Annotated in this window: 17 protein-coding genes; 4 read left to right on the top strand and 13 right to left on the bottom strand. The window is 69.9% G+C overall.

Features of this window, described 5'->3' with window-relative positions; all coding sequences use genetic code 11:
- Positions 1–125 precede the first annotated feature (125 nt).
- Positions 126–926 (bottom strand): crotonase/enoyl-CoA hydratase family protein, encoded by an 801-nt coding sequence (locus VDQ18_RS16300; protein ID WP_323021974.1) that lies wholly within the window; start codon positions 924–926, stop codon positions 126–128.
- Between the two features lie 121 nt (positions 927–1,047).
- Here VDQ18_RS16300 and VDQ18_RS16295 point away from each other — a divergent pair, with 121 nt between their 5' ends.
- Both VDQ18_RS16295 and VDQ18_RS16290 read left to right on the top strand, forming a co-directional pair.
- The gene (locus VDQ18_RS16295) at positions 1,048–1,392 is read left to right on the top strand and encodes a cupin domain-containing protein (protein WP_323021973.1); all 345 of its coding nucleotides are present in this window, start codon (positions 1,048–1,050) and stop codon (positions 1,390–1,392) included.
- Between the two features lie 165 nt (positions 1,393–1,557).
- A complete protein-coding gene (locus VDQ18_RS16290; protein WP_323021972.1) occupies positions 1,558–3,216 on the top strand; it encodes an NAD+ synthase in 1,659 nt (552 codons plus the stop codon).
- Positions 3,217–3,220: 4 nt separating this feature from the next.
- On the opposite strand, the gene VDQ18_RS16285 is transcribed toward VDQ18_RS16290, so the two are convergent.
- The 10 genes from VDQ18_RS16285 to VDQ18_RS16240 all read right to left on the bottom strand — a co-directional run bounded on the left by VDQ18_RS16285 (position 3,221) and on the right by VDQ18_RS16240 (position 12,949).
- Positions 3,221–4,150: an AEC family transporter gene (locus tag VDQ18_RS16285; RefSeq protein ID WP_323021971.1), complete on the bottom strand. Its 930-nt coding sequence runs from the start codon at positions 4,148–4,150 to the stop codon at positions 3,221–3,223.
- A gap of 18 nt (positions 4,151–4,168) precedes the next feature.
- A complete protein-coding gene (locus VDQ18_RS16280) occupies positions 4,169–4,969 on the bottom strand; it encodes an MBL fold metallo-hydrolase (protein ID WP_323021970.1) in 801 nt (266 codons plus the stop codon).
- Positions 4,966–5,754, bottom strand: a complete 789-nt coding sequence (locus VDQ18_RS16275; protein WP_323021969.1) for a TatD family hydrolase — start codon at positions 5,752–5,754, stop codon at positions 4,966–4,968. The genes VDQ18_RS16280 and VDQ18_RS16275 overlap by 4 nt, the downstream gene beginning before the upstream one ends.
- Positions 5,755–5,768: 14 nt before the next feature.
- The gene (locus VDQ18_RS16270) at positions 5,769–6,872 is read right to left on the bottom strand and encodes a DNA polymerase III subunit delta' (protein ID WP_323021968.1); all 1,104 of its coding nucleotides are present in this window, start codon (positions 6,870–6,872) and stop codon (positions 5,769–5,771) included.
- On the bottom strand, positions 6,869–7,495 hold the full coding sequence (tmk, locus tag VDQ18_RS16265) for a dTMP kinase (protein WP_323021967.1): 627 nt from the start codon (positions 7,493–7,495) through the stop codon (positions 6,869–6,871). The genes VDQ18_RS16270 and tmk overlap by 4 nt, the downstream gene beginning before the upstream one ends.
- Complete coding sequence (locus VDQ18_RS16260; protein WP_323021966.1) at positions 7,492–8,643, bottom strand: D-alanyl-D-alanine carboxypeptidase family protein; 1,152 nt, start codon at positions 8,641–8,643, stop codon at positions 7,492–7,494. The genes tmk and VDQ18_RS16260 overlap by 4 nt, the downstream gene beginning before the upstream one ends.
- 103 nt (positions 8,644–8,746) lie before the next feature.
- Complete coding sequence (locus tag VDQ18_RS16255; RefSeq protein ID WP_323021965.1) at positions 8,747–9,928, bottom strand: SPOR domain-containing protein; 1,182 nt, start codon at positions 9,926–9,928, stop codon at positions 8,747–8,749.
- Positions 9,929–10,184: 256 nt separating this feature from the next.
- Complete coding sequence (locus VDQ18_RS16250) at positions 10,185–10,934, bottom strand: SDR family oxidoreductase (protein ID WP_323021964.1); 750 nt, start codon at positions 10,932–10,934, stop codon at positions 10,185–10,187.
- Complete coding sequence (speB, locus tag VDQ18_RS16245; protein WP_323021963.1) at positions 10,931–11,896, bottom strand: agmatinase; 966 nt, start codon at positions 11,894–11,896, stop codon at positions 10,931–10,933. Before speB ends, VDQ18_RS16250 begins: the two co-directional genes overlap by 4 nt.
- Before the next feature lie 72 nt (positions 11,897–11,968).
- The gene (locus VDQ18_RS16240; protein WP_323021962.1) at positions 11,969–12,949 is read right to left on the bottom strand and encodes an OmpA family protein; all 981 of its coding nucleotides are present in this window, start codon (positions 12,947–12,949) and stop codon (positions 11,969–11,971) included.
- 117 nt (positions 12,950–13,066) lie between these two features.
- On the opposite strand from VDQ18_RS16240, the gene glpK reads away from it, so the two are divergent.
- A complete protein-coding gene (gene glpK, locus VDQ18_RS16235; protein WP_323021961.1) occupies positions 13,067–14,542 on the top strand; it encodes a glycerol kinase GlpK in 1,476 nt (491 codons plus the stop codon).
- Positions 14,543–14,548: 6 nt separating this feature from the next.
- On the opposite strand, the gene VDQ18_RS16230 is transcribed toward glpK, so the two are convergent.
- Positions 14,549–14,977 (bottom strand): hypothetical protein, encoded by a 429-nt coding sequence (locus VDQ18_RS16230; protein ID WP_323021960.1) that lies wholly within the window; start codon positions 14,975–14,977, stop codon positions 14,549–14,551.
- Between the two features lie 4 nt (positions 14,978–14,981).
- Positions 14,982–15,965 carry an NAD(+) diphosphatase gene (gene nudC, locus VDQ18_RS16225; protein ID WP_323021959.1) on the bottom strand — a complete coding sequence of 328 codons (984 nt, stop codon included), beginning with the start codon at positions 15,963–15,965 and terminating at the stop codon, positions 14,982–14,984.
- A 254-nt stretch (positions 15,966–16,219) separates the two neighbouring features.
- On the opposite strand from nudC, the gene VDQ18_RS16220 reads away from it, so the two are divergent.
- Positions 16,220–18,036, top strand: a 1,817-nt coding sequence (locus VDQ18_RS16220; protein WP_323021958.1) for a bifunctional 2',3'-cyclic-nucleotide 2'-phosphodiesterase/3'-nucleotidase, incomplete at its 3' end; no start/stop codon positions are given.

Here is an 18,036-nt window from a genome sequence, read left to right as displayed (position 1 = left end):
GTAAATATCCTCGGGGGTTTCTCAAGGGGGTGGAAAACCCCCTTGAGCGGGGGGCGCGGGGGGCTGGCCCCCCGCATCCTTGCAACGTCGCTGCCCGCGCCTCGGCGGCGGGTGACGAGCGTCGGTCATCCGTTCGGGCGGACCCGGGCCGCCGTCTTGTCGGCGAAGGCGGCCAGTCGGGCGCGGCTGGCGGGTTGGGTGTTGACGATCCCGGCCACCACCGATTCGGCATAGGCCGCGTCGAGCGCCGACATGTTCTGCATGTGGCTGATGGCCGAGCAGATGGCGAAATTGGACAGCGGCGGGTTCGAGGCGGCGGCGCGGGCCAGGGCATAGGCCTTGGCCTCGCTGTCCTCGACCAGATATTGCGCGAGGCCCACCGAAATCGCCTCGTCCCCCTGATAGACCCGGCCCGTCAGCATCATGTCGATCATCCGCGCCTTGCCGACCAGATCGGCCACCCGGATGGTTGCGCCGCCGCCGGTGAAGAGGCCGCGCTGGCCCTCGGGCAGGGCGAAATAGGTCGTGGCATCGGCCACGCGGACATGGGCCGAGGAGGCGAGCTCCAGCCCGCCGCCCACGACCGCGCCCTTGAGCGCCGCGATCACCGGCACGCCGCCGTATTCCATCTTGTTGAAGGCCTCGTGCCAGCGCAGGCAGACATGCATGAAATCCTCGGGCCGGCGGTCTTCCTGGTGGTGTTCCACCAGATCGAGCCCGGCGCAGAAATGCGTGCCCTCGGCGCGCAGCACCACCGCGCGTACCCCGGCGCGGGGGATCACGGTGAAGATGTCGATCAGCTCGTCCACCGTGGCTTCGTTCAGCGCGTTCCGCTTGTCGGGGCGGTTGAGGCTGAGCGTGGCGATGCCGTCTTCATCGACCGAGAGCGTGGTGAAGGTAAGGTCGAGCGCGTCGAGAGATTTCATGATGTCCTCCGGTTTGGCGGGCAAGGTGGGCCGGGGCTGACGCGAAGTCCAGACGGGACGCTGCGTCTTGCCGGTGGGTCGGGCGCCGGGCATGCTGCGCGCCGAACAACCGGAGTGTCCCATGAACGCGCTGATCTTCCGCATGGCCAAGGACGGGGTCGCCGCCGTCGAAAGCCGCCCCGATCCCGAGACGCTGGTGAGGGGGGACCCCGTGCATACCAGCTGGGATTTCGAGGAGCGGGACGGGCTTTACGCCGGGCTCTGGCAATCGACGCCCGGGGCCTGGCGGTTCCATTACGAGGAATGGGAATACATCCGCGTGCATGAGGGCCGGGCGGTGCTGACCTGCGACGACGGGACGGTGATGGAGCTGAAAGCGGGGGACAGCGTCGTGATCCGGCCGGGGCTCTCGGGCGTCTGGGAGGTCTTCGAGACCATGCTCAAGGATTACGTGATCCGGCTGTGACGGCGCGAGGAGGCGGGGGGCCAGCCCCCCGCGCCCCCCGGCCGGGAGGGGCGAGCCCCTCCCGGCGCCCACCCCTGCGTATTTGTGGCAGAATGAACGGGCAGGGGGTGCTTTTCCTTGGCGGTGAGCCTGCTATGTAGCTCGGGTGCAGAGGATTGACCCGCGATGACCCAGACCTTCCGCCTGACCCTGGCCCAGCTGAACCCCGTCGTGGGGGCGCTTGCCGCCAATGCCGCGCAGGCCCGCGATGCCTGGGCCGAGGCCAAAGCCGCGGGGGCGGACATGATCGCCTTCCCCGAGATGTTCGTGACCGGCTACCAGACCCAGGATCTGGTGATGAAACCGGCCTTCGCCCGCGCCGCCATGGCCGAGGTGGAGGCGCTGGCGGCGGCCTGTGCCGAGGGCCCGGCGATGGGCATTGGCGGGCCGCTGATCGAGGGCGGCAAGCTCTACAACGTCTATTACATCCTGGCGGGCGGCCGCATCGCGGCGGTGGTGAAGAAGCACCATCTGCCCAATGATCTGGTCTTCGACGAAAAGCGGCTCTTCACCCCCGCCGATATCTCAGGCCCCTATCGGGTCGGCCCGATCCGTATCGGCACGCCGATCTGCGAGGATGCCTGGCACGAGGATGTGGCCGAGGCGCAGGCCGAATCCGGGGCCGAGATCCTGCTGGTCCCGAATGGCTCGCCCTATTCGCGGGGCCGTTTCGACACCCGCATGGGGCTGATGGTCAGCCGGGTCATCGAGACCGGGCTGCCGATGGTCTATCTCAACATGGTGGGCGGGCAGGACGATCAGGTGTTCGACGGGACCTCCTTCGTGCTGAACCCGGGCGGGCATCTGACGCATCTGCTGCCGGGGTTCCTGGAGACGCTGGTGCATGTCGATTTCGAGGAGACCGCCGAGGGCTGGCGGGCGCTGCCGGGCGAGAAGGCCACGATGCCCGACGATTGGGAGCGGGATTATCACGCCATGGTCGTCGGCACCCGCGATTACCTGCACAAATCGGGTTTCAAGCGGGTCCTGCTGGGCCTCTCGGGCGGGATCGATTCGGCGCTGGTGGCGGCGATCGCTGCCGATGCGCTGGGGCCGGAGAATGTGCATTGCCTGATGCTGCCGTCCGAATACACCTCGGCCCATTCGCTGGAGGATGCCGAGGCGGTGGCGCGGGCGCTGGGCACGAAGCTCGATACCGTGCCGATCAGCGGGCCGCGCGCAGCGGTGACCGAGGCGCTGGGGCCGCTCTTTGCCGGGCTCGCTCCCGATGTGACGGAGGAGAATATCCAGTCGCGTCTGCGGGGCCTTCTGCTGATGGCGATCTCGAACAAGACGGGCGCCATGCTCTTGACCACCGGCAACAAATCCGAGGTCGCGGTCGGCTATGCCACGATTTATGGCGACATGAACGGCGGCTACAACCCGATCAAGGACCTCTACAAGACCCGGGTCTTCGAGACCTGCCGCTGGCGCAACCTCAACCACCGGCCCTGGATGCTGGCCCCGACCGGCGAGGTGATCCCGCCGCGGGTCATCGACAAGCCGCCCTCGGCCGAGCTGCGCGAGGATCAGAAGGACGAGGACAGCCTGCCGCCCTATCCGGTGCTGGACGCGATCCTTGACGGGCTGGTCGAGCGCGAGCTGTCGGTCGAGGAACTGGTCGCCGAGGGCTTCGCGCGTGAGACGGTGAAGAAGGTCGAGCACCTCCTCTACATCAGCGAGTGGAAGCGCTTCCAGTCGGCGCCCGGCACACGCCTGACCACGCGGGCCTTCTGGCTGGACCGGCGCTATCCGATGGTGAACCGCTGGCGCGACCCCTCCTGACGGGTCAGCCCAGCAGCGTCATCCAGCCCCAGGCGGTGAGGATGCAAAGCGCGGTGGCGATCAGCACGCTGGAGGCGGCGATGCGTTTGGCGCGTCCGTACATGTCGGCGAAGAGATAGGCGTTGACCCCGGGCGCCATGCCCGCGGTCAGCACGGCCGAGCGGAATGGCCCGTGGTCCAGCGCGAAGAACCGGCCCAGCCCCCAGGTGATGGTCGGATGCAGCGCCAGCGAGATCACCACGACATAGGCGATGAGGCGCAGATCGCCTTCGGGCCGGTAGCGGAAGAGCACGCCGCCCAGCCCGAAGAGCGCCGCGGGCAGCCCCGCGCGTGAGATCAGCTCGACCGCATCGACGACGACGACCGGCAGGGTCAGCCCGCTCAGGTTCACTGCCGCCCCCAGCGCGATGCCGATCACCAGCGGGTTGTGCCAGAGCCCGTTCAGCGCCTTCATCGCCGTCCGGCCCAGACCGGCGCCCCGGGCCTTCACCCCCTCCATCGCCGTGATGCCGATCAGGTAGCAAAGCGGCGCGTGGAAGGCGACGATGATGTAATTGGGGGCCAGCGCCGCGGCGCCATAGGCGCGTTCGGTGATCGGCACGCCCAGCAGCATCGAGTTCGAGAAGAGGCAGATGAAGCCCACCGCCACTGCGTCCTCCCACTCGCGCCCGAACAGGAACCGTGCGCCCAACAGCCCCGCGACGAAGCCCGAGAGGGCGCCGCCGTAGAAGCTGACCAGCAGCCGCCAGTCGAAGACATGCGCCAGATCGAGCCGCATCATCGCCAGAAACAGCAGCATGGGGATGGCGATCCCTTGGGCGAACTTCATCAGCCCGTCGACGCCGCCGGGCGTCATCCAGCCGCGCCAGGCGGCCAGATAGCCCGCGCCCACCACCAGAAAGACCGGAAGAATGACCTGGACAAGCGCCTGCATGGCCGCCTTTCTGCGGGCCTACAGCGCCAGCTCGATGGTCATGCCGTCATAGGCGGCAGAGATGTGGTCCGGGGTCTCGGATTCGATCACGCTGTGGTCGATGTCGACATGCATGTTGGTCAGCACCGCGCGACGGGGCGCCGCCCGCTCGATCCATTCCAGCGCCAGAGCGACATGGGCATGGGTCGGATGCGGCTTGTAGCGCAGCGCGTCGAGGATCCAGCAGTCGAGGCCTTCGAGCACCGGCCAGACCGGATCGGGGATGCGGACCACATCGGGCAGATAGGCCAACCCGCCGATGCGGAAGCCCAAAGCGTCGATGCTGCCGTGATCGACCTCGAAAGGCGTCAGGGTCAGGGGGCCGCCCGCGCCCTCGATCGTCACGTCGCCGCGGATCGTGTGCAGGTCGCAGATCGGCGGATAGGGCGAGCCCTCGGGCTGCACGAAGGCATAGCCGAAGCGGCTGAGCAGCGCGTCCTGGGTCGAGGGATCGGCCCAGACCGGCAGGCGGCGCCTTGTGTTGAAGACGATCATCCGCAGATCGTCGATCCCGTGCACATGGTCGGCATGGGCATGGGTGAAGACCACCGCATCCAGCGTGCCGACGCCCGCGTCCAGCAGTTGCTGGCGCATGTCGGGCGAGGTGTCGATCAGCACCCGCGTGGTGCCGTTCCGGCCGATCCGTTCAAGCAGCAGCGAACAGCGGCTGCGGCGGTTGCGCGGGTTGGTCGGATCGCAGGCGCCCCATTCGCCGCCCAGCCGCGGCACCCCGCCCGACGAGCCGCAACCGAGGATCGTGGCGCGGAGGATGTCGCTCATGCCGGGCGTGCCTTGGTGAAGAGACGGTCGAAATTCTCGGTCGTCTGGCGGGCGAAGTCCTCGAAGCTCAGGCCCCAGACCTCGGCCACCTTCCGCGCCGTATGCGCGGTATAGGCGGGCTCGTTGCGCTTGCCGCGATAGGGGGGCGGGGCCAGATAGGGCGCGTCCGTCTCGACCAGGATCCGGTCCACCGGCGCGCTGGCGAAGATCTCGCGCAGGGCGGTCGATTTCGGGAAGGCGGCGATGCCCGAGGCGGACAGGTAGAATCCCAGATCCAGCGCCGCCGCGGCGAGTTCCGGCCCGGACGAGAAGCAATGCATGACGCAGCTATAGGCGCCGGCGCGGTGTTCCTCGGTCAGGATGCGGGCCATGTCCTCGTCCGCATCGCGGGCGTGGATGATGAGGGGCAGCCCGGTCTGGCGCGCGGCTTCGATATGGATGCGCAGGCTCTCTTGCTGGATCGGCGCGCTTTCGGGCGTGTAATGGTAATCGAGCCCGGTCTCGCCGATGCCGACGAATTTCGGATGCGCGGCCAGCCGCGTCAGATCTTCCAGCGCGACCAGCGGCTCTTCGCCCGCCCGCATCGGATGGATGCCGGCGGCGTAATAGACTTCCGGGTATTTTTCCGCCAGCGCCCGCACGATCGGCTCGCGGTCGAGCCGCGTGCAGATCGAGACCATGCGCGTGACCCCGGCGGCGCGGGCGCGATCCAGGATCGCGTCATGCTCGCCGTCGAAATCCGGGAAGTCGAGATGGGTGTGGCTGTCAACAAGAAGGGGCGTCATCGGGGGTCCGGCATTTATCCACTCGCCGTGCGCGCCGCGGATTCCAGTCGCAGGAACATATCCAGCACCAGCGCGCCGGGGTCAAGGTTGACCGCCCGTCCGCCGCGCGCCCGTGCCCCCAGATCGGCGGCGAGTTCGGCCCAGTGCCGGGCGGCGCGCGCATCCGGGGCAAGGCGGTCGTGCAGACGGGATTCGCCGGGCGCGGCCTCGGACAGCGGCTGGCCGGTGGCGCCCGCGCGGGCCAGCCGCGCCAAGGCCAGATCCAGCAGCCGCACGGTCAGATCGAAGCGCGGCTCGGCCTCGCGACCGCCCAGCGAGTTGCACAATTTCAATATTCTGGCCCGGTCCATCTGCGGGTATTCGGCCAGAAGTGCCACTATTTCCGCATAAAGCTCCAATCCGCCGCCCGAGGCGACGCGGATCGCCTCACCGACCGAGCCGCCCGACAGCGCGGTCAGCGCCTCGGATTCCTCGGCCACGCCCATCGCCTGTTCCAGCGCCCTTGCCATGTCCTCTGGACCCAGCGGCTGCAAGCGCAGCTCCCGGCAGCGCGAGCGGATCGTCGGCAGAAGGCGCGAGGGCTGGTGCGAGACCAGGAGCAGCATGGCGCCCGCCGGAGGTTCTTCCAGCAGCTTCAGCAGGGCGTTGGCGGCGCTCGGGTTCATCTCGTCGGCGCTGTCGACGATGACGACGCGGCGCCCGCCCTCGGCCGCGGACATGCCGAAGAAGTCGCGCAGCTTGCGGACCTCGTCCACCGTGATCTGGCTTTTCAGCCGCCCGGTCTTTTCGTCCGCGGCGCGGCGAATGGGCAGCAGCCCGGGCTCAGACCCCGCGGCGATGCGGTGCGAGACCGGGTGGTCGGGGTCGACGTCCAGCGTCTCGGGCGGGCCGAAAAGGCCGCCGCCCGGCTCTTCGGCCAGCAGGAACCGGGCCAGCCGCCAGGCCAGCGTTGCCTTGCCGATGCCGCGCGGGCCGGTGATCAGCCAGCCGTGGTGCAACCGACCCTGCGCCAGCGACTCGAGGAAGCGACGCTCGGCCGCCTCCTGCCCGAAAAGGCGGCGCGTGTCGCGGGGATGCGGCGCCCCGGCGATGCGGTCGGCCTCGGGCGCCTCGGTCATAGCGCGGCCCTGACGGTCGCCAGCACATCGGCCGCCACCGCCTCGACCGGGCGGGCGCCGTCGATCACCCGGAAACGGGCCGGGAATTCTTGGGCCAGCGCCAGGAACCCGGCGCGCATCCTGCGCTGCAACTCGGGGCCGAAATCCTCGAACCGTTCCTCGGTGCCGCGGCGGCCCTTGGCGCGGGCGAGCCCGACCTCGGGATCCATGTCGATCAGCACGGTCAGATCCGGCTCGCGGCCGATCATCAGCCGGTGCAACTGATCGACCAGCGCCCTGAGGTCGCCGCGCGAGAGGCCCTGATACATCCGCGTCGAATCGGCGAAACGGTCGCAGACCACGATCCGCCCATCGGCCAGCGCGGGCTCGATGGTGCGTTCCAGATGGTCGCGGCGGGCGGCGGTGAAGAGCAGGATCTCGGTCTCGGCCGACCAGCGCTCGGGGTCGCCCTCCAGCACCAGGCGGCGGATCTCCTCGGCCCCGGGCGAGCCGCCGGGCTCGCGGGTCAGCACGACATCGCGGCCGAGCGCGCGCAGCGCCTCGGCCAGGAGCCGCGCCTGGGTGGATTTGCCCGATCCGTCGATCCCCTCGAAGGTGACGAAGGCGCCCCTTCCGGCGGTCACGGTGCGGTCAGGCCCAATTGGTTGCCCAGCACCATGGCGGCGGTCCGCATGCGCGGCACGATCCCGCCCTCGGGCACCGAGGCCCCGGCCACCAGCGGCATCGTGTAGGCGTCGGGCAGGCCCGGCACCTCGACGATCAGCCGCGCCACTTCGGCCCCTTGCTGGACCGGCGCGGCGAGGGGGCCGTCATATTCGACCCGGGCGCTGACCGGGCCCTGTTCGATGGCGGGCATCAGCACCGTCAGGCTTTGCGAGGCGACCAGTGGCACGGTGGGCGCGGTGCCCAGCCAGACCTCGGCCTCGGCAATCGCCTGGCCGCTTTCCAGCACCTCGCGCTCGACGAACTGGCGGAAGGCCCAGTTGACGATGCGCTCGGCCTCTTCGGCGCGCTCACCCATCGAGTTCAGGCCGGAAAAGACGAAGATGATCCGCCGGTTGCCCTGATGGGCGGAGCCGACCATGGAATACCCGGCCTCTTCGGTATGGCCGGTCTTCAGCCCGTCCATGCCGATCCCCGCCGACAGCAGCGGCAGGCGGTTGGGCTGGGTGATGTTGTTCCAGGTGAATTCGGTTTCGGCCAGGTAATGGTAGTACTCGGCGTGATCGACCATCAGATAGCGCCCCAGCATGCCCAGATCGTGCAGGCTCATGCGGTGACGCGGGTCGGGCCAGCCCGAGGAATTGGCGATGGTGGTCTGGGTCATGCCGATCTGCGCGGCGCGGGCCTGGGCCATCTGCGCGAAGGAATCCTCGGTCCCGCCCAGCCCCTCGGCGATGACCACGGCGGCGTCATTGCCCGACACCACCGCCAGGCCGCGAATCAGGTCCTCGGTCGTCGGCCGGTCGCGGGTTTCCAGGAACATCGACGAGCCGCCCATGGCATGGGCGCGTTCCGACACGCTCCAGGTCGTCTCGAGCGTGATCCGGCCCTGATCCAGCGCGTCCAGCAGCATGGCCAGCGTCATCAGCTTCGACATCGAGGCGGGCGGCAGCGGGATATCGGCGTTCTGCTGCGCCAGAACCTGGCCCGAGGCCACGTCGAGGATGAAGTAATTCGGCGCGCGGCCGCCATAGGGCGACTGGGCGAAGCCGGCGACGGTGCCGGCCAGCAGCAGGGCCGTGGCGATCAGCAGGCGCATCAAGGGCATCGTGTTCTCCTTCGGGCAAGCGTGCCGCATCCCGGCACGCGTGGCGCGGCCGGGCGCGGGCCGCGCCACCTTAGCCGCATTCGGCAAGGGGTTTCAAATCACCTCAGCGCTGGACCGCATAGGCATCGGCAAAACCCAGCCCCCGGACGCGCTGCAGGAACTGTCCGCGCTCGGCGGTCGAGGTGGCGGGGCCGACGACCACGCGCCAGAAGTCGTTCTCGCCGACACGGCCGCGCCGGATCTCGGCGCTGAGGCCCGCGGCGATCATCTGGGCGCGGGCATTCGCGGCGTTCTGTTCGACACTGAAGATGCCGATCTGCACGAAGGGCCGGTCGATGCGCGGGGTCGGCGCGGCGGGCGCCGTCGCCGTGGCGGGCAGCGGCTGGGTGCCGGTCGCCTGCAGCGGCTGCGTCGCGGCGGCCGGGGCCGCGGTCGCGTCGGGCAGCGGGATCAGCGTGGTATCGGGCGCGGGCTGGCGACGGCGGAAGAGGTCGCGCAGCGTGCGGCGCGGCGGCTCGGTCGGGACGATCGCCGGTGCGCTCGCGGGCGGCACGGCGGCGGCCACGGCCGCCGGGGCGACGGTGGCGGCGCCTGCCGCGGGGGCCAGCGCGGTCTGGGCGATGGGCGCCGTCGCGGGCGGGGTGTCGTCGCTGCGGAAGAGGTCGCGCAGGCGGCGGCGCGGCTGCGGTTCGTCGACGATGGCCACCTGACCCTGCGGCGGGGCCATCGGCGCGGCGACGCTCGCCGTCGCCGCGGGGGCCTCGACCGGGGCGATGGCCAGCGTCTCGGTGGCGGCGGTGGCGGGTTCGGGGTCGATCTCCATCTCGACGCGCTGCAGGCGCAGGGCCGTCACCTGGATCTCGGTGGGCGCGCCCGCCAGGATCCCCAGCGCATTCGCCGCCTCGGACGAGACCTGGAACCGGGGGCCGGGGTTCTCGCGCTCACGCCGGAACAGGGCGCCGATCACCGTGGCGCCGGTGCGGGTGTTGCGGATCATCACCCGCTCGGGGTCGCGGGCGGTCGGATGCGCCACCCAGACCCCGCCGAGCGAGGGCCGCCCGTCCCAGAGCCCGGATTCCTGCACCTCGAAGACCTCGGGCGCCTCGACATCGCGCTCGATCACCCGCTGCCCGGGGCCCGTGGCGGCGGGGGCCGAAGCGGTCACCGGCGCGCCTTCGGCGGTGTTCTGCGACATCTGACAGGCGCCCAGCGCCAGCACGAGCGACAGCGCCACGACCGAGGTCGCCGCCGGCCGCGGGAGTGCTTTGGTGAAGTCTCGACCCATTCTGCCCTCGTGCCCCGGCGCGTGACCGGGGTTCGGCCCCGTGCCCGCGCCTCCTTGCCGCCCGACCTGCGGGCGTGGATTTTTCCCGGCAGGATAGCGTCAAGCGGCGGCCATGGAAAGCCTGATGGCGCGGGCTTCCGGGCGCGTGGGGCATCAACTTGCCGAAAGGCCGCGGGTTTTTCGGGCCCTGCGGCGGGGCGAGGCCGGGCAGGGGGCCGTTTGCCCGCCCCGGCAGATAGCTGCGGCGCGAGCCGGGTTAGCGGCGCAGCGCCGGCAGGCCAACGCCGGTGCTGTCGAACCCGCCGTCGGCGGCAACCACCTGGCCGGTGACATAGCTTGCCTTTTCCGAAGAGAGGAAGACGATCACCTCGGCGATCTCGCGTTCCGAGCCGTAGCGGTTCAGCGGGATGGCGTCGTGATAGGCGTCGATGATTTCCTGCGTGTGGACGGCCATGGCCAGCTTGGTCCGCACGGGGCCGGGGCAGACGCAATTGGCGCGGATGCCGTATTCGCCCAGTTCCGCCGCCTGCTGCTTGGTCAACTGGATGACGGCGGCCTTCGAGGTGCCATAGGCGACCCGCAGGGTCGAGGCCCGCAGCCCGCTGATCGAGGCGATGTTGACGATGGCGCCCTTCGTCGCCTTGAGCGCGGGCGTACAGGCCTGGGTGACCAGGAACGGACCGTCGAGATTGGTGGCCATCACCGTCCGCCAACGCTGGAAATCGGTCTCTTCGATCGGGCCGAAATCGGCGACGCCCGCGTTGTTGACCAGCGCGTCGATCCGGCCGAAATGCGCCGTGACCTGGGCGATCATCTGGGCGACCTCACCCGGGTCCGAGACGTCGCAATAAAAGGCCTGCGCGCCCTCCAGCGGGGCGGCGGCGCTGTCGAGCGCCGGGACGTCGCGGTCGATCATGGCGACCTGCCAGCCGGCGGCAAGAAACAGCTCGGTCGTGGCCAGACCGATGCCGCGCGCGGCGCCGGTGACGAGGGCGACTTTGGTCATGCTTTCTCCTGGGCTTGCCCGGCCACGATGGCGCAGAGCATCTCGAACATGAGCGACGCGCCGAGGAAGGCGGTGCCGCCCGAGGGGTCGAAGGGCGGCGAGACCTCGACCAGATCGGCGCCGACGATGCGCAGGCTGCTCAGCCCGCGGGCGCATTCCAGCGCCTGCCAGCTGGTCGGGCCGCCCACTTCGGGCGTGCCGGTGCCGGGCGCGAAGGCGGGGTCGACGAAGTCGATGTCGTAGCTGACATAGGTCTCGCCATCCCCGGCGATCGCGCGGGCTTCGGCCATGACGTCCTCGACGCTGCGGGCGTGGAATTCCTCGATCGGGATGACGCGGATCCCCTCGGCCCGGGCGAAATCGCGGTCCTCGCTGTCATAGGCGGTGCCACGGATGCCGATCATGCAGACGCGGTGCGGGTCCAGCAGCCCCTCTTCCACCGCCCGGCGGAACGGGGTGCCATGCGTGTACATCTGGCCGCCGAAATAGGAATGGAAAAGGTCGGTGTGGCTGTCGAAATGCACCATGCCGAGCGGGCGGTCATGGGCCAGCGCCCGCAGAATGGGCAGGGTACAGAGGTGATCGCCCCCCGCAGTCAGCGGGAGGATGCCCGCGGCGCGGACCCGGGCGTAGAACTCGGTCATGCGGCGCAGGCTGTCCTGCACATCGGCCGGGTTCGGCGCGACATCGCCCAGATCGGCGCAGCGCGCGGCTTCGAAGGGGCGGATGCCGCTGATGCCGTGCTGCGCGCGGATCATGGTCGAAGCGTCGCGCAGCTGGCGCGGACCGTGGCGCGGACCGGGGCGGTTGGTGGTGCCGCCGTCCCAGGGCGCACCGATCAGGCCGATCTGCACCTCGGCCAGGCGCGGATCGTCGAGCGGCACATGCGGCAGGCGCATGAAAGTGGGAATGCCCGCAAAGCGCGGAAGGACGAAGCCCGAGACGGGTTGGAAATCGGTCATTCTGGTCCCCTGTCTGCCGCCAGAGAAGCAGAAGGGGGCGCGCTTGTCACCCCCGGCGTGGCGCCAGCGGCGCTAGGGCCCCGCCACCAGTTCCACCCGGCGGTTGCGGGCGCGCCCGGCTTCGGAATCGTTGGGGAAAAGCGGCGAGAGCGGCCCCAGCCCGAAGGCACGCAGCGAGTCGCGGGGGGTACCGTGACGCTCGATCAGGGCGGCGATCACCGCTTCGGCCTGGACTTGCGACAGGCGGGCGGCGTCGGCGAGGCTGCCCCGCTCCTCGGTATGGCCGACGAGGCGGAATTCCTGCCGCTGGTTGGCCCGCAGGTAATGGGCCAGCGCGCTCAGCACCGGCTCGGAATCAGGTGAAAGCGCCCCCGCCTCGTCGAAATGCAGCCCGTCGAGCACGACGCGGCCGCGCCGGGCGATGCCCTGCTCCAGCGCCTGCAGGCCGAGGGGCGGGGCCGGGTCGCTGCGCCGGGTCTGCGTCAGATCCAAGAGGACGCCGATCTGCTGCGCGGCGGGCTGGGTCACCAGCATCACCACCCAGAGAACGCCCTCCGCCCCCTCGCGGGAGGCGACGATGGCGCCCTGCGCCGGCTGGTCCGTGCCTTGCAGCGCGGGCGCCTCTGCCGGCAGGGGATTGGCGCCCAGATAGAGGCCGATCCAGGCATTGCTGCCGACGCCCAGACCGGCGCGGTCGGCGTTGAAACCGGCGGTGCGGATCTCGAACCCGGCGCTTTCCAGCAGTTCGCGCTGGCGGCGATAGATCCCCTCCATCTGCCGCAGGGTGCCGCGGCGGGTGTACCAGGTCCGGCTGCCCGCGCCCGTCAGATGCACCCAATCGGCGATCCCGCCCAGCGCCGACATCGGCCCCAGCGGCACCGAGGCGGGGCGCGGCCCTTCGGCCATGGCCTGCCAGTCGAGCGTCTGGCCGATGTCGCGCAATTCGGGCAGCGGATCGGCGGGGCCGCCATCCTGCGCCTGGGCCGTGGCCATCCCCAGCGCCAGCAGGACCGCCCCCAGCGCCATTCCGATCCGTCGAGTGAGCTGCCGCATCCGTCTCTCCGTCATAACCGCAGCCAGCATGGCGGCGCCGGGTAAAGAATCCCTTTCCGCGGCAGGTGTTGACGGCCCCCGCGCCGCGCGCCACCTTCGCGCCAAAGGGAGAACTTCATGCCGATCCTCGCCATCGACCAGGGCACGACCTCGAGCCGGGCCATCCTCTTTGACGCCGATCTCAAGGTCCTGGCCACGGCGCAGCAGGAATTTCCGCAGCATTTCCCGTCCTCTGGCTGGGTCGAGCACGATGCCGGGGATCTGTGGCAGACCACCCTCGCCACCTGCCGCGAGGTTCTGGAACAGGGAAGCGCCGAGGCGATCGGCATCACCAACCAGCGCGAGACACTGGTGATCTGGGACCGCGAGACGGGCGAGCCGATCCACCGGGCCATCGTCTGGCAGGACCGGCGCACGGCGGATCTGTGCGAGGATCTGCGCGCGGGCGGGCACGAGGCCGAGGTGACCGAGCGCACCGGCCTGCTGCTCGATCCCTATTTCAGCGCGACCAAGGCGAAATGGCTGCTGGACCGGGTGCCGGGTGCACGCGACAGGGCCGAGGCGGGGAAACTGGCGCTGGGCACGGTCGATTGCTTCCTGATCTGGCGCCTGACCGAGGGGCGGGTGCATGCGACGGACGCCACCAACGCCGCGCGGACCATGCTGTACAACATCGGCACCGGCGCCTGGGACGAAGACCTCTGCCGTCTGTTCGACGTGCCGATGGCGCTGCTGCCCGAGGTCCGCGACTGCAATGCCGAGTTCGGCGAGACGCGGCTTTTCGGCCGCCCGATCCCGATTCTGGGCGTGGCGGGCGACCAGCAGGCGGCGACCATCGGCCAGGCCTGTTTCAAGCCGGGGATGATGAAATCGACTTATGGCACCGGCTGTTTCGCGCTGATGAACACGGGCGAGACGCGGGTGGCCTCGCAAAACCGGCTGCTGACGACCATTGCCTACCGGCTGGACGGGCAGGTGACCTATGCGCTGGAGGGCTCGATCTTCATCGCCGGGGCGGTGGTGCAATGGCTGCGCGACGGGCTGGGGATCATCGAGCGTGCCGACCAGACCCAGGCCTTGGCGGAAAAGGCCGATCCCGAACAGCGGGTGATCATCGTCCCGGCCTTCACCGGCCTTGGGGCGCCCTATTGGCGGCCCGAGGCACGGGGCGCGGTCTTCGGCCTGACCCGCAACTCGGGCCCCGCCGAATTCGCCCGGGCCGCGCTGGAGAGCGTCGCCTTCCAGACCCGCGATCTGGCCGAGGCGATGCGCGGCGATTGGGCGGCGTCGGGTGTCGAGGCCGAGGTCGGCGTGCTCAGGGTCGATGGCGGCATGAGCGCCAGCGATTACGCCATGCAGGCGCTGGCCGATATTCTCGGGGCGCCGGTCGACCGCCCGCCGGTGCTGGAGACGACGGCGCTGGGTGCGGCCTGGCTGGCGGGTCACAAGGCGGGGCTGCTGCCGGGGGTCGAGGGCTTCGCCGCGCGCTGGGCGCTGGAACGCCGCTTCGAGCCCGAGATGAACAATGCCGCGCGCGAGGCCCGTTATGACGCCTGGCGTCGTGCCGTAGCGGCGGCCATCGCGGCGGGCTGAGGGGGCTCAGGGGCGACCGAGCGCCGCGATCAGCCGGGTCAGCCGGTCCTCGCCCTTGCCGCGCACCAGCCGCAGGGATTGCAGCGTCAGCCGGGCCAGCATGGTATGGGCGGTGAGGTCAGCGGTCGCGGTGACGCGGCAGCCGCCTTCGGACCGGTCCTGGAAATCCATGGTGATCGCCGCATCGCCAAGGTCCGAGGCCAGCGACAGCAGCAGCCTCTCGCCGGGTGCGGGCTCCTCCATCCGGGCGGTGAAGGAGCGGTCGGCCTCGTGCCAGTGGATCGCGCAATCCCAGGCGGGGGGCGGCCCCCCCTCAGTGCGGCGGGCGCTGACGTTCATATCCGCCAGCACCTCCTCGACCCGCCCGGGGTCGCGGAACTTTTCCAGCACCTGGGCGCGCTGGCGGACGAAATCCCGGCTCGCCTTGATCTGCATGGGCCTAGCGATCCGTCCCGTCCTTGGCGAAGCCGATGCTGCCCTCCAGCCAGCGCACCATCAATTCCTGGGCGATGGCGCCGCGGCGCGGGCGACGGATGCGGGGATGCTCGCCCGCCAGCATCTGCGCCAGCTCCGCCCGGCTCAGCCAGACGGCGTCCTCCAGCTCGTGATCGAGGGTGATCTCCTCGCTCAGCGCCTCGGCCACGCAACCCAGCATCAGCGAATTCGGAAAGGCCCAGGGCTGCGAGGCGACATAGCCGACCCGGCCGGCGCGCACGCTCGTCTCCTCGAAGACCTCGCGCCGGACCGCGGCCTCCAGCGACTCGCCGGGTTCGACGAAACCGGCCAGCGTCGAATACATCCCCTCGGGCCAGCCGGGCGAGCGGCCCAGCAGCACGTGGTCGTTGCGCTCGACGATCATGATGACCACCGGGTCGGTGCGCGGGAAATGCACGGCGCGGCAGGCCGGACAGACGCGCTGCCACCCGGCCAGCGCCGCGACGCTGGGCTGGCCGCAGGCCGAACAGAAGCGGTGCGAGGCATGCCAGTTCATCAGCCCCCGCGCGGTCGAGGCCATCGAGGCCTCGATCCCGCCCAGCCGCATCATCAGCCCGCGCAGCTCGGCATAGCGGTGATCCTCTGGCAGGGCGGGGTGGTGGTATTCGGTGGCGTCGAAAAAGCCCGACATCGCCGCCTCGTCCATCCCGGCGGGAACCCAGGACGAGGTATCGGCGGCAAAGCGGGTGACACCTTCGTGCTGGCCGAGGAAGATCCAGTCGGGGCCGGCATCGGCAAGGACCGGATGGTCGGGCGCCAGCCACACGGCCTGCACCGCATCCGCCCCCGCGATCAGCGGCCGACCGCGCCACAGCGGCAGCACGCGGCTGGCCGAATCGGCCCGCATCGCCGCCATGGCCTCGGCATCGGCGCGGCGCTCGGCCAGTCGGTCATCCCATTCGGAAGCAAAGACAATCTCGCGCGGCACGGCTACCCCCTTTGGAATGACGGCTGTTTATGGCATTTTCAGACGGTAGGAAACACTGCGGCGTGGCAGGCTGCCGTGTTTCCCGGTTGAATCGCAACCCTAAGCTGTGAATACTTGCCCTGTGCGAGCCAGTGTTTCGCCTAACTTGTGCCATTGAGTGCCTCCAAGACCAAAGGCGTAACCGATGCGCCTGCGTATCCTCCGACCAAAAGGCTGCACCGGGACTGAAAACCGTGATCGTTCGAGGCAATGCGTTGCTCAATTCCCTTTCCTTCAGCGGTTTGACCACCGGGCAGCGCGGGGTGCATCTGCGTCTGATCGAAACGACGGATCTGCATCTGCATCTGCTGCCCTATGATTACTACGCCGACCGGCCCTCGGCCGGTATCGGTCTGGCCTCGGCGGCGCGGCTGATCGAAGAGGCCCGGGCCGAGGCGCCCAACACGCTCCTCTTCGACAACGGCGATTTCCTGCAGGGCACGCCGATGGGCGATTACGTCGCCCATGAGCGCGGCCTGCGGCAGGGCGACCTGCACCCGGTGATGGCGGCGATGAACGCGCTCGATTACGACGCGATCACGCTGGGCAACCACGAATTCAACTACGGGCTCGACTTCCTGATGACCACGCTGGAAGGCGCCGCCTTCCCGGTCGTCTCGGCCAATCTGAGCACGCGGCTCGGCGCCGGGCCGCGCGAGGACCGGACGCTGGTCAAACCCTATGTGATCCTCGACCGGATGGTCACCGACGAGATGGGCTTTGCCCATCCGATCCGGATCGGTGTGATCGGCTTCGCCCCGCCGCAGGTGCTGGACTGGGACAACCACGCGCTCGACGGCCGGCTTCAGGCCCGCGACATCGTGCAATCGGCCCGCGCCTGGGTGCCCGAAATGCGCGAGGCGGGGGCCGAGGTGATCGTGGCGCTGGCCCATACCGGCATCGGCAGCGCCCGCTATGCCGAGGGGATGGAGAATGCCGCCGTGCCGCTTGCCCGGACCCCCGGCATCGACGCGCTGCTCACCGGGCATACGCATCTGATCTTCCCCTCGCCGATGTTCTCCTCGATGCCCGACGTCGATATCGCCACCGGCACGATCGGCGGCAAACCGGCGGTGATGGGCGGCTGCTGGGGCGCGCATGTCGGGCTGATCGACATGTTGCTGCTGCGCGAGGGCGGGGAATGGCGGGTGCTGGGCACCCGCTCCGAAGTCCGGGCCCTGCCGAGCGACGGGCTGAAATCCGACCGCCGCATCGCCGACGCCGTGGCGGGGCTGCATGCTGACACGCTGGCGGCGATCCGCCGCCCGGTCGGCCAGTCCCGCGAGGCGCTGCATTCCTATTTCTCGCATCTGGGCGTCACCGGCTCGCTGCAGGTGGTGGCCGAGGCGCAGCGCGATTACGTCCGCCAGCGGCTGGCCGATCCCGATCTGGCCGAACTGCCGATCCTCTCGGCCGTCGCGCCCTTCAAGTCGGGCGGCCGGGGCGGACCCGCGGGCTATACCGACGTGCCCGAGGGGCCGGTGGCCCTGCGCCACATCGCCGACCTCTATCCCTTCCCGAACGCCATCGCCGCGCTCTGCCTGACCGGGGCCGAGGTGGTCGAATGGCTGGAACGCTCGGCCGCGGCCTTCAACCGGGTGCGCCCGGGCTCGCAGGGAACGCCGCTCAGGAACCCCGAGGTTCCGGGCTATAATTTCGAGGTCATCGACCCGCTCGACGTGGTCTACGACCTGTCGCAACCTGCCCGCTACGACCATGCCGGAGGGCTCGTGGATCCCCGGGCGCATCGGGTGGTCTCGGTGATGCTGGAGGGCCGCCCGCTGGATCCCGAGGGGCGCTACATCCTGTGCACCAACAGCTACCGGGCCGGTGGCGCCGGGCGTTTCGCCGGGGCGCAGGCCCGCAATCTGGTGCTGTCGGACGAACGCGTGACCCGCGACATCCTGCGCCAATACGTGACCCGCCACGGGGCGCTGGTGCGGGGCGGGCAGGGCTCGTTCCGGTTCAAGGCGATGCCGGGAACCTCGGTGATCTTCGAGACGGGCCCGGGCGCGGGCGCCCATCTCGACGA

It is taken from the genome of Pararhodobacter sp. (assembly GCF_034676075.1).
Taxonomy (GTDB): Bacteria; Pseudomonadota; Alphaproteobacteria; order Rhodobacterales; family Rhodobacteraceae; genus Pararhodobacter.
The sequence above is the reverse complement of the archived record's forward strand: the minus strand, read 5'-3'. Positions and strand labels throughout refer to the sequence as shown.